General features: G+C 69.3%; 8 protein-coding genes and 1 pseudogene. 4 read left to right on the top strand and 5 right to left on the bottom strand.

Going from position 1 to position 12,079, the window contains the following annotated elements:
- Positions 1 to 963: 963 nt before the first annotated feature.
- The 5 genes and pseudogenes from ABZV91_RS23995 to ABZV91_RS23975 form a co-directional block, all read right to left on the bottom strand.
- A complete protein-coding gene (locus tag ABZV91_RS23995; protein WP_355245722.1) occupies positions 964 to 1,728 on the bottom strand; it encodes an SDR family oxidoreductase in 765 nt (254 codons plus the stop codon).
- A 43-nt stretch (positions 1,729 to 1,771) separates the two neighbouring features.
- Entirely contained in the window at positions 1,772 to 3,472 is a 1,701-nt protein-coding gene (locus tag ABZV91_RS23990) for an iron ABC transporter permease (protein ID WP_355245719.1), read from the bottom strand.
- Positions 3,472 to 4,634 (bottom strand): annotated as a pseudogene (locus tag ABZV91_RS23985) (ABC transporter ATP-binding protein). Before ABZV91_RS23985 ends, ABZV91_RS23990 begins: the two are co-directional and overlap by 1 nt.
- Position 4,635: 1 nt before the next feature.
- Positions 4,636 to 5,418: an SDR family oxidoreductase gene (locus tag ABZV91_RS23980; RefSeq protein WP_355245716.1), complete on the bottom strand. Its 783-nt coding sequence runs from the start codon at positions 5,416 to 5,418 to the stop codon at positions 4,636 to 4,638.
- A gap of 37 nt (positions 5,419 to 5,455) precedes the next feature.
- Positions 5,456 to 6,493 carry an extracellular solute-binding protein gene (locus ABZV91_RS23975; RefSeq protein ID WP_355245713.1) on the bottom strand — a complete coding sequence of 346 codons (1,038 nt, stop codon included), beginning with the start codon at positions 6,491 to 6,493 and terminating at the stop codon, positions 5,456 to 5,458.
- 136 nt (positions 6,494 to 6,629) lie between these two features.
- Here ABZV91_RS23975 and ABZV91_RS23970 point away from each other — a divergent pair, with 136 nt between their 5' ends.
- The 4 genes from ABZV91_RS23970 (at position 6,630) to ABZV91_RS23955 (ending at position 11,943) form a co-directional block, all read left to right on the top strand.
- The gene (locus tag ABZV91_RS23970; RefSeq protein ID WP_355245818.1) at positions 6,630 to 8,561 is read left to right on the top strand and encodes an FAD-dependent oxidoreductase; all 1,932 of its coding nucleotides are present in this window, start codon (positions 6,630 to 6,632) and stop codon (positions 8,559 to 8,561) included.
- A 120-nt stretch (positions 8,562 to 8,681) separates the two neighbouring features.
- Positions 8,682 to 9,725, top strand: a complete 1,044-nt coding sequence (locus ABZV91_RS23965; RefSeq protein WP_355245710.1) for an extracellular solute-binding protein — start codon at positions 8,682 to 8,684, stop codon at positions 9,723 to 9,725.
- A 38-nt stretch (positions 9,726 to 9,763) separates the two neighbouring features.
- Positions 9,764 to 10,552 (top strand): SDR family NAD(P)-dependent oxidoreductase, encoded by a 789-nt coding sequence (locus tag ABZV91_RS23960; protein ID WP_355245707.1) that lies wholly within the window; start codon positions 9,764 to 9,766, stop codon positions 10,550 to 10,552.
- Positions 10,553 to 10,614: 62 nt separating this feature from the next.
- The gene (locus ABZV91_RS23955; protein WP_355245704.1) at positions 10,615 to 11,943 is read left to right on the top strand and encodes an FAD-binding protein; all 1,329 of its coding nucleotides are present in this window, start codon (positions 10,615 to 10,617) and stop codon (positions 11,941 to 11,943) included.
- Positions 11,944 to 12,079 lie beyond the last annotated feature (136 nt).

Below are 12,079 nucleotides of genomic sequence, written 5' to 3'. Positions count from 1 at the left end.
AGCTCGACACGCCGTCACCAACGTCCATGGTCATTACACCTAGGCAAACCACACGACCGCTCCGACGTCGCCACTGCGCCCGAGTACAGCCCGCTCCGTCGTACCTCCGCGACGCTCGGTCATGCTGATCCGCAACGCGAGAGCCGAAGACTTCACCTCAACTGATATCGAGGACGTTGCGTGGCGTCCATGATCGACTCACTTCCATCCACGGCAATTCCGGTGACCGGCACCATCGGCAGCCAACTCCTGTGGCAACTCTGCCAGCGAGGTGGCCTCCACATCCGCGCCGCGACCCGTGATCGGCCCGGTACCACCCTGCCCGGCGCCGTCGAGGCGGTTCGCGCCGACCTGCGCCGACCGGGCTCGCTGCGGTCCGTGCTCGGGGGGCCACAGCACTGAACCCGGCGTCACAGCCGGCCGACGATGCCGGCATCATGGCCGCGGCTCGCCGTGCCGCATTGGAGCATGTCGTGCTGGTTTCCTCGGTCACGGTGCAGAGCTACCTCATCTGCTCATCTCGGACCGACTCAGGACAACAACGCAGTGGCCCGGTGGCGCTGATCGATCTCGGGCATCGCGGGCGCAGTTACGCGCTGCCCGGAACAGTCCGTGCCGGCAGGCCGACGTGATCGCGGCGGCGCTCGGCGCGTGGACCTCGATCACCGACGTCGGCCGGGCGGAGGCGTGGGAGCGGATGATTCCGCAGACGGGTTCCCGGACAGCGGACCCACTGCTCGATGTGACGAAATCACTCGGGTGCTCGGTGCCCGCCCCGAATATTCGACGACTGGGTCGCCCGCAACGTGTCCGCCTTCCGCTGAGACGATCGTTCCGGCAAGCGAGCGACCGGCTGGTTCTCGATCGATCGAAAGCCTCTGCGCAGAAACATGTCTCGGTCAGCAGAGCCGAACAACCCGGGCCACTCCACCCTCATCCGGTGGAGTGACCCGGGTCGCGGACTCACGCGCAGGTCCAACCGCCGTCCACATAGAGTTCGGCGCCGGTGACGAAAGTGGAATCGTCCCCGGCCAGGAAGGCGACCGCGGCGGCGACTTCGGTCGCCCGGCCGAGCCGGCCCATGGGTGTGTGCGCCAGCATCGCCCGGTGGCGCTCGGTGCCCGCGTACCGCGCGCGCAACTGTTCGGTCTCGATGAAACCCGGGTGGATCGAATTCACCCGGACCCCTTTCGTGGCCCAGTGCAACGCCGCGTTCTTCGTCATCGTCCGGACCGCTCCTTTGGCGGCCGCGTAGGCGAGGCTGTTGCCCAGACCGCCGACCGTGCCCAGGATCGAGCAGAGGTTGACAATCGACCCGCCCCCGCTGTCCTCGATCAGGGCGCCCGCGTGTTTCATCCCCAGCCAGGTCCCGGTCTGGCTCACCTCGATCACCCGGTTGTAGCGCTCGAGATCTTCCTCGACCACCGAGGCTAGGCTGCCGAGGGCGCCATTGTTGACCAGCGCGTCCAGCCGGCCGTACCGCCGGCGCACCGCGGCGACGGCCTCCTGCCACTCGTCCTCACGGCTGATATCGAGTGGCCGGGTGAGGTGCCGGTCCGGCTCGTCGAGACCGGCGACCAGTTCGGCGCAGGCCGCCTCGCCGAGATCGGTCACCACCAGCGCGGCGCCCTCCGCGGCGAGTCGGCGCACGATCTCCACGCCGATGCCGCCCGTCGATCCGGTCACCAGGACGACCTTGTCCCGCAGCCTCGCGGCTCCCGTTGTCATCGCGGCCCTTTCTGTTCCGGTGACCGCCGGTGGCTGTCCCGCATCACAATTTGTTCAGTACGTTCCGGCCGCCCACCAGCATCGCGACCGCGACACCGGCGGTGGTGACCGCTGTCATCAGCAGCGCCATGGCCGCCACCAGCGGATATGACCCGTTCTGCCACAGATCGAACAGCAGGGTGCCCATCACCTGGGTGGTCGAGGCCCGCACCAGCAGAGACGCCGCGAATTCGTGGGTCAGCAGAATGAACATCAGCGCCACGGCACTGAGAATGGTGGGGCGCATCAGCGGCAGCATGATGCGCAGATTCGTCACCAGTGGCGACGCGCCACTGGTTGCCGACGCCTCGCTGTAGGTGCTGCCGAGCGAAAGCATCGCCGTCATCTGCATTCTGGTCGCGTACGGCAGCATCAGGACGATGTAGACCAGGATGATGACGGTTTTGGTGCCGTAGAGGATGAGCGGCGGCTCGGTGTAGGTGAGCAGGAATCCGACACCGAAGATGACCGCCGGAATTCCCAGTGGCAGCGCGGTGACGAGATCGGCCAGCAGGGCGAGCACCTTGAACTGCCGTCCCCGCACCAGCAGCGTCGCCATCAGGTAGCCCAGCGGTACACAGATGACCACGGCGGCCAGGGAGGTCGACACGCTGGTGAGCACCGATTCCACGATGGCGTTGTCGGCGGCCAGCGTGCGGAAGTTGTCCAGTGTCAGCAGATCCCAGGACAGCGAACCCGACCAATACGGCGTCAACGAGACGATGACGAGCCCGATCAGCGGGATGACCAGAGCGAACAGCGCGTAGACGACGATGGTCAGGGTGGCCCACAGCGACCGCCCGCCCGCCGGGGCGAAGGCCTTCCCGCCATGGGTGACGAACCGGGACTGGTTGCCCAGCAGACCCTTCTGGATCAGTACGAGCACCAGCCCGAAGATCACCAGTGGGGAGCCGGCCGCCGCGGCGGCGGCGAAATCCGAGGGTGATTCCGACACCCGCCGGTACATCTCGGTGGTCAGTACCTTCACGCCGTAGTTCTGGCCGAGCAGCAGCGGTCCGGTGAACTGTCCCAGCCCGAGCAGCAGGGCGATACCGCCGCCGTAGATCAGTGAGGGGCGCAGCAGCGGCAGCACCACCCGGAAGAACACTCCGACGGTCGAGGATCCGCTGATCTGCGCGGCCTCCAGATGTTCGGCGCTGATGTTCTGCATGCCGGCGCTGACGAACAGGTATACGAACGAGGTCAGGCCGAAACCGGTCAGGATGATGATCCAGGGCACGGTGTAGACATCGATCGGCCCGGAATCCGAATCGCTCCACCACGGCAGTTTCCGCAACAACACATTGAGATAGCCCGGCCCCGGCGACAGCAGGAACGCCCAGCCGACGATATTGGCCACCGCCGGCATCACGATCGGCAGGATCGGGATGATCCGCAGGAAACCGAGCCGGTCGGGCAGCCGGCTCGCGGCGAAGGCGAGCAGGGTGCCGAGCACCATCGCGATCACCAGCGATCCCAGCGCCAGCGCGATGGTGGTCTGGATGGTCTCGCCGATATCGAAACGGGTGTACTGCGCGCGATAGCCGCGCGCGCCGTCCTCGAAGGCCAGCGATTGCAGCCGGATCATCGGCAGTACCACCAGATAACCCAGGACGGCCAGCAGTGCGAGGTAGCCCAGGCGGGAGCGCCAGTGCGCCGGAACGGCGAACGGCCGGCCGGCGGTGAGTGTGGACACGGCGGCCATCAGGCGTTCCCTCCCGCCGCGACGGCCACCGGCTCGGGGGCCTCGGCCGGAGTCTCGCCCGAGGCCGGGAAGACCCGCAGACTCGCCGGGGAGAAGCTGACCACCAGCGGTGCTCCCGGCCGACTGCCGCGCAGCGCCGAACTGTGCTGGGCCGCGGGCGCGCGCAGGATCAGCTGTTCGCCGCCGGTTTCGACGGTGACATCGAAATAGCGGCCGCCGTACTCGTAGGTGACGAGTCGGCGTGCAGCGCCACATTGCCCAGGGGCACCTCGTCGGTGGTGGCATGCAGTACGACATCGTCGGGGCGCAACCGGGCCACCGCGGCGGTGCCCTCGTGCGCCCGCTCACGGACCACCGCGTGGGTGAGATCGATCGGATCTCCCGCCGCGGTGCTCCACCCCTCGTGGCCGCGCCGCAGCGACAACCGGTTGCTCATCCCGATGAACGCGGCGACATAGTCCGATACCGGGTTCTCGAATACTCGCTCCGGCGTGTCGTACTGCTCGATCTTGCCCGATTTCATGATGGCCAGACGGTCACCGAGCGCGAAGGCCTCGGACTGGTCGTGGGTGACGAACACGGCGGTGAAACCGAGCTGCTGGTGCAGCCGGTGGATCTGGGTGCGCACCTGATCGCGCAGGCGGGCGTCGAGATTGCTCAGCGGTTCGTCGAAGAGCACCAGATCCGGCCGCGCCACCAGGCCGCGGGCCACCGCGACCCGCTGCTGCTGGCCGCCGCTGAGCTGCGAGGGGTAGCGGTCGAGCAGTTGCGCGCAGTCGACCATCTCGGCGGCGGCTTCCACCGCGCCCTCGGCGACGGCTTCTTTCATCTTGCGCACTTTCAGCGGATAGCCGATGTTCTTGCGCACCGTCATATGCGGCCACAGCGCATACGACTGGAAGACCATGCCGATATTGCGTTTGTGCGCGGGCACGTTCACACGGGCCGCGGCGTCGAACACCGTGTGGTCCTTGAATGCGATGGCACCGCCCTGGGGATTCTCCAGGCCGGCCAGGCACCGCAGGGTCGTGGTCTTCCCGCACCCGCTGGGCCCGAGCAGGACCAGGAACTCCCCCTCTTCGATGGTGAGATCGAGCTGGTCGACGACGATATTCGCGCCGTAGGTCTTGGTGAGGCCGGAAACGGTGAATTGCGACGTCATCTCATGCCTTCTGGGTCGGTAGTTTGGGGGTGCGGACACCGGCGGCGGTCCCGCCGTCGACCAGGAGGTCGATACCGGTGACATAGCTGCTGTCGGCGGTCGCCAGGAAGGCGATCACCGCCGCCACCTCGTCGGGCGAGCCGCGGCGCTGCATCGGAATACTGCGGACGTATGTCTCCATATCGTCGGCGGCGAAGCCGGACGCCGAGGTGATCTCGGTGGTGATACTGCCGGGGCAGACCGAATTGACCCGGATACCCTGTCCGGCCAATTCCAGCGCCGCGACCTTGGTCAGCGCCCGGACACCGGATTTCGCCGCACCGTAGGCGCCGAGTTCGGCGGTCGCCAGGACCCCGCGCAACGACGAGATGGTCACGATCGTGCCCCCGCCGGTCATGGCCGCCGCGGCGGTCCGCAGGCCGAGGAACGTGCCGACCAGATGCTGGTCGATCATTCGCCGGAACTGCGCGAGCGTGGTCTGCGTCAGCGGCGCCTTCAGCGCGGCCCCGGCACTGTTCACCAGGACGTTCATCGAGTGCCCGGCCCGTTCCATCGCGGTGGCCACGGTGCGCCAGTCGTCCTCGTCGGTGACGTCGAGATGCTGGTAGTGGGCCCGGGGACCGAGCGCCAGCGCTCGCTTCCGGCCCGCGATATCGTCCACATCGGTGAGATAGACGGTCGCGCCCCTGGCGGCGAACAGTTCGGCGGTCGCCCCGCCGATTCCACCGGAGGCCCCGGTCACCAGCACGTGGGTGCCCCGCAGGGGCTCGGCCCTGTTGTCCATGCCTGTCCTTCGTCGATCGGTGTGAATCGGAGCCCGGTCAGCTCTGGAAACGACGCGCCCATTCCTGCGAGTACTCGGTGACCTTGTCCGGGGTGAGATCAGCGGTATCGGGGGCGGCGATCTCCTGCGCCTGCACCACCGCGCCCGGGATGTCCGGCAGCGCCGCGGCGTACCCGTCGTTGAGGGCGGTCTGCCCCTCCCTGGTCGTCATGAAGTCGACCAGGACCTGCGCCGCGTTCGGATGCGGCGCGACGCTGAGCGCGTGGGTGTACCACGGCGTGCCCCAGGGTTGCGCCGGCAGCGCCCAGTCGACCGGAGCACCGGCCGCCACCTCGGTGACCAGCGGCTGTACCGACGGGGTCGCCACGATCTCACCGGAGGTGAGCGCCTGGGCGATACCGAGCGCGCTCGGATAGATGCGCGGCTTCAACTCGGCGATCCGGTCCCAGTAGTCCTCGCCGTAGGTCCGGGCGTAGAAGCGGTAGAGGTCGACGTAGGACGCGATACCGGTGGGGTTGACGATACCGATCTTGCCCCGGTATTTCGGATCGAGCAGGTCCCGCGGGGATCGCAGACCGTCCGGCACCGCGGCGGTGTTCCAGCCGAGTGCGAACACGGCCGCGCTGCTGAGCGCGAACCGGTTCTCCAGCACACTGGTTTCGGGCCGGTACTCCGGTGCCTGCAGATGCGGCCCGACCAGCTCGGCCGAATAACTGCCCGACTCGGCGGCATTGGCGACCCAGGTGGCGTCGGTGAGCATATGGACGTCCGCCGTGCCGCGCCCGGTGCGGTTCTCCGTTTCCACCCGTGGGTTGATATCGGCGTCGGTACCGCGTACGAACTCCAGGTCGATGCGCGGATACTTCGTTTCGAACGCCTTCTCCAGCCGTTCCAGGTTGGCGGGTTTCTGGCTCGAGTAGAGCAGTACGCTGCCCTCGTTTTCGGCGGCGGCCTCGACGTCGGACCAGGCGCCCGAGACGGGTCCGGTGGTGCCCGGGCTCGCCCCGCACGCGGTGAGAACCGATATGACAGCGAGGGCCGTCGCGGCCGCCGTGGCCTTGAACAACAACTTCATGGTGCGAATACCCACATCCGGCAGAACTGAACTGATGTCAGTTTGAAACTATGCCAAACCCATTGTGGTGTCAATCACTGTGTGGCAATAATATGAAGTGAATCCAGTTCAAGGAGGAACGGTGATCCCCCCTCATATGTCGTCCCCACTGCGGATCGGCCCCCTCACGCTGCGCAACCGCCTAGTGGCCACCGCGCACGGGTCCGGGGCGGTCAGCGCGGGTACGGCCCAGCCCGGCGACGCGGACTACTGGCGGCGCTGCGCGGCCGGCGGTGCGGCCATGGTGATCGCGGGCGGCACCGTGGTCGGATCCGATTCGGGCAACCGCACCGGCAATATCACCGACGCCTCGGATCCGGCGGGACTGCCCGGACTGCGCCGACGCGCCCGGGCCATCAGCGCGGAAGGCGCGGTGGCGGTCTGCCAGCTGGTCCACCTGGGACGCGAAACGCTGGGCGCGGAGATCTGGGAACATCCCGTGGCGCCCTCGGCTGTGCGTTCACCCCGCGAACCGGTCCGGGCCCGGGTACTGTCCGACGCCGATATCGACGCCCTCGTCGAGGCCTTCGTGGCCAGTTCCCGGCACGCCGCGGAGGCGGGGTTCGCCGCAGTGGAACTGCATGCCGCGCACGGATATCTGCTGGCCCAATTCCTGTCCGCGGCCTCGAACACCCGTCCGGACGCCGGGACCGCCACCGGACGTGCGGGCATACTGCACCGGCTGCACCGCGCGATCACCGCGGCATGCCCGGACCTGGCGCTCGGCGTGCGCGTCTCGATCGACGGCGCCGAAGAGGCCGGGATGGACACCGACGGGCTGTGCGAACTGCTGCCGCTGCTCGGCATGTTCGACTACATCAATGTGACGGTCGGCGTCCGCACCACCTATGTCCGCGATATGGCGACCGCCGGGCCCCCGCTGCTCCCGGAACTCCACCGGTTACGCGCGGCCACCGACCGGCCGCTGCTGGTCTCCCAGGCGTTCCGATCCCGGGCCGATATCGAGGCGGCGCTCGCCGCGGGCGCCGATCTGGTCGGCATGGCGCGCCCGTTCGTCGCGGACCCCGATATCGCGCACAAGCTGCTGCGGGGCGAGGACAGCCGGATCCGGCCGTGCGTCTCCTGTAACGAGGACTGCCGCTCGTTCACCCCTGTCCTGCTCTGCTCAGTGAATCCGGACCTGGCCCCGCCCGGCCGGTCGGCCCGCCCGGCCCGGCCGTTGCGATTCGGCTCGGCGCCGGACCGGGCGGCGCGGGTGGCGATCGTCGGCGCCGGCCCCGCGGGACTGGAAGCCGCCTACCGGCTGGCCCCGACCCACACTGTCACGGTTTTCGAGGCGAGCCGCTGGATCGGCGGCCAGTTGCGCACCGCCGCGCAGGCTCCGAACCGGACCGGATGGTCGGCGCTGCTGCGCTATTACCAGGACAATCTCGACGGCACCGTACTGGAACTGGGATACCGCGCCCGTCCGGCGGACCTCGCCGACTACGACGAGGTGATCGTGGCGACCGGCGCGGTCGAGACCGCGACTCCCGGTACCGCGACGACTACCGCGGCCTTGATCGACCCGTGGCAGATCTGGCCGGGTGACCGGGTGGTGGTCGTCGACGACGGGTTCGGCTACTGGCCGGCCCTGGGCGTGGTGGAGGCGGCCTTGGCGGGCGGCGCGGGTCAGGTCACCGTACTCGTGCCCGGACCGGCCGTCGCCGCGAGCATCCCGGCGGAGAGCCGGGTTCAGCTGCGCCGGCGCCTGGTGGGCCGCCCGGTGGAGTTCGTCGTCGAGGCCGCGGTCTCGGAGGTGACGCGACAGGACTCGCAGACCGTGGTCACCTACCGGAACCTTCTCTCCGGCCGCCCGACCGCACTGACCTGCGACCGGGTGGTGGTCGCGGGCGAACGACGGGCCACCGACTGGCAGTCGTTCCAGCGGGAAGCGGCGCACGCCCGCGTCCAGGTGATCGGCGACGCGGTGGTGCCCCGGCGGGTCTCCCATGCTGTCGCCGAGGGCCGCGCCGCCGCGGCGGCCGTCCTCGGCAGCGGTAGCCGATCGCCTGTCGGGGCCGGGTGACCGGCGCCGGCGCCGACTCTCGATCCCGCCTACCGCGCTCGGACACCTCCGGTCGCCCGAGACCACCCGTCCCCACCGTGTCGGCATCCCTCGACATCGGATCGAAATGATGAGGTATTCATGCGAAAAACCGTGCGCGCCCGCGTGCTGAGAACAGCCGCGGTCGTCGGCTCCCTCGCCCTGGCCCTGGCGGGTTGCGGCGGCACCGGCCAGGTCTCCCGTCCCGTCTCCGGCACCTGGGACGAGGTGGTCGCGGCGGCGAACGCCGAAGGCGCGGTGACGATCTACTCCACCCAGGCCCAGCCGATGCTCGCGAACCTGGAAAAGGCGTTCGAATCCGCCTACCCCCAGATCGATCTCACTGTCGTGCGGGGCGTCGATGCCGACCTGCTCTCCCGGATCGACGCGGAATCGAGGACCGGTAAGGGAGCCGGAGATGTCGCGGTCATCACCGATGTGGCCTGGATGCAGAAGGCCGAGGGCACCGATGCGGCGGTAGCTGTGGTCGGCCCCGCGTTCGACGCGCCCGAATACCGCCGGGCGGACAGCATCGTCGATGGGAAGTTCTTCCTCGAGGGTGCGGTGATCCTGGGCTTCGGCTGGAACACCGCCGCCTACCCCGAGGGCATCCGCACCGCGCAGGATCTGCTCGACCCGGCCCTGCAAGGCAAGGTCGGCATCGTCACCCCGGCCACCTCCCCGACCTATATCGACTACTACGACCACATCGAGGAGAACTACGGCGGCCGCGATTTCCTGCGGCGACTCGCGCGGAACGGTCCGCGGATCTACCCGAGCAGCCAGCCGCTGGGACAGGCACTGGCCTCCGGGGAGATCGTGGCCGCGCTCATGTGCAATCCGATGCTGCCCGAACGGGCGGCGGGGGCGCCGGTCGGCTGGACCGAAGGACCGCATGTGTGGGGCGCCCGATGGTACGGCCTGGCACTCGGCTCGGCGCCGCACCCCAACGCCGCCCAGGTGCTCGCCGATTTCATGGTGAGCCGGCCGGGCCAGCAGGCGACCTCGGCCGGTTACGGCGCCGTCCTGCCCGGTATCGACGGGGCACTGGCGGTCGCGCAGGACGTCCCGGACCAGAACCTCGAGGTCACGATCGGCGAAGGCGCCGAACGCTATCGCGACGAATGGGAGGACATCTTCCAGTGACCGGCGGTGTGCGAAAGGCAGCGGACGAGGAGAAGGACATGACAGCGACCCAGTTCGCCGACACAGTAGCCCTGGTGACCGGAGCCGGGTCGGGTATCGGCGCCGCCACCGCCCGCCTGCTCGCCCGGCGCGGCGCCCGGGCGGTCTACCTCTGCGATATCGACCGGCGGGCGGCGGGGCGTATCGCGGCCGAGATCACCGGCGCGACCGCGATCGGACTGGATGTGGCCGACTCGGCTCAGGTCGACAGTGCCTTCGCCCGGGTGCTCGGCGAGCACGGCCGTGTGGACGTGGTGGTCCACGCGGCGGGCGTCGACGATCCGCACAGCAAACAGCGGATCCACGAGGCAGCCGAACAGAACCGTCCCGCCGACGTCCTCACCCACCTCGGCGACGAGCAGTGGCGGCGGATCCTGTCGGTGAATCTGGACGGCACCTTCCATGTGCTGCGTGCGGCGGTCCGCGCGATGAAGGAGACCGGCGGCGGCGCGATCGTCACGGTGGGTTCGTCCGCGGCCTTCGACACGCTCACCGGGTACCCGCACTACGCGGCCTCGAAGGCGGGCGTGCACGCGCTGAGCCAGTCGGTGGCCAAGGAGGCGGCTCATTTCGGTATCCGCGTGAATACCGTCGCACCGGGGCCGGTGGACACCGGGATGGCGGCCCGGACCCCGGCGTATCTGCGCGCGGCCATGGCCGACGGCGCCCCGCGCGGGTACGCCACCGCCACAGAACTGGCCGACAACATCCTCTACCTCGCTTCCCCCGGCGCCGCCAATGTCATCGGCGCGGTCCTGCTCAGCAACGGTGGCAGGTTCACCGTATGAGCCGGCCGGCCCCGGACCCACGGCGGGCATCCGCCCGCGAACCGAGCGACAAGGAATCACGAATGCGGACGATCGAAACGGATGTGCTGGTCATCGGTGCGGGAATGGCCGGGCTCACCGCCGCCGCCCGATCCCTCGACCGGGGACGCTCGGCCGTGGTGGTGGAGAAGGCCGACACCGTCGGCGGGTCGGCACGGTATGCCGGCTACGCCTGGACCGCGCCCACCCGCGAGGTGATGGACGAGGTGAACCCGGACGGTGATCCGGTGCTGCGCCACGCGCTGGTCGACGGGTTCCCCGCGGCCCTCGCGTGGATCGGAGCGCTCGGGGTGCAGTGCGGTGCTCCGGTCCCCGTGCTCCGGTACGGAATCGGGCATCAGTTCGACACCAACCAGTACATCGACGAATGCCGGCGCCGGATCACCGCCGCCGGAAAACTGTTCACCGGTACCGAGACCGTCCGGCTGCTGACCCGCGACGACGCCGTCACCGGAGCCCGGATCCGCCGGCCCGACGGTACCGAGCTCGAGATCCACAGCGCGGCGGTCGTGCTCGCCACCGGCGGCTTCCAGGGTGACACCGAACTGGTCGCCGAGAACATCCATCCGCAGGCAGCGGACATGCAGTTGCGCTCCAATCCGGTCAGCGCCGGAGACGGACTGCGGCTGGCCCTCGGCGTGGGCGCCGCCACCGGCACGCCGAACTCCGGTTTCTACGGGCACCTCGTGCCGACGCGGGTCCCCTTCCGCGACCCGGCCGATTTCGTGGCGCTGTCGCTCTACTACAGCGAACACGCCCTGCTGTTCAACCTGCACAACCGGCGCTTCACCGACGAGACCCTGGGCGACCACCTGACCGCCATGCGGCTGCTCGAACAGCCGCAGGCCCGGGGACTGCTCGTCGCCGACGAACGGGTGTACCGCGAGCGGGTGCTCGGCAGTTACGTCGAAGGTGCGGTGGCGGTGGACAAGTTCGACCTCACCCGGCGCCGTGACGGCCGGTGCGGAATCGCCGAAACCCTGGACGATTTCGCCTATCTACCGGAGGAATGGGGTTACGACGGCACCGCCATCGCCGAACAGATCCGCGCGGTGAACGCGGCGGGGAACGCGGTGGTCCCCACCCGGGCCCACGACGCCCTGCCGCTGGACCGCGGCCCCTACTACCTCATAGAAACCTGTCCGGCGCTGACCTTCCCGTTCCACGGGATCCGCGTCGACGCCACCGCCCGGGTCCTCTCCGCGGCGGGCGGCCCGATCAGCGGTCTGTACGCGGCGGGGTCGGATATCGGGGGTCTCTACGACAGCGCGTACGCGGGCGGTATCGCACCGGCGCTGGTCTTCGGCCTGGCCGCGGCCGATACCGCGGCGGATCGGACGGTCGCGGTGTGAGCGCAGTCCGGATCGCCGGTGGGGCGCGATATCCGGAGTAGGACGGAAGGCACCGGCCACCCCCGGCGGGGGGGGGGGGCCCCGCCGGCCCCCCGCCCGGCCGCCCGGCGGCCCCCCCCCCCCCCCCCCCGGGCCC

It is taken from the genome of Nocardia sp. NPDC004568 (assembly GCF_040609955.1).
Lineage (GTDB): Bacteria > Actinomycetota > Actinomycetes > Mycobacteriales > Mycobacteriaceae > Nocardia.
This window is presented reverse-complemented; position numbering and strand designations above follow the sequence as displayed.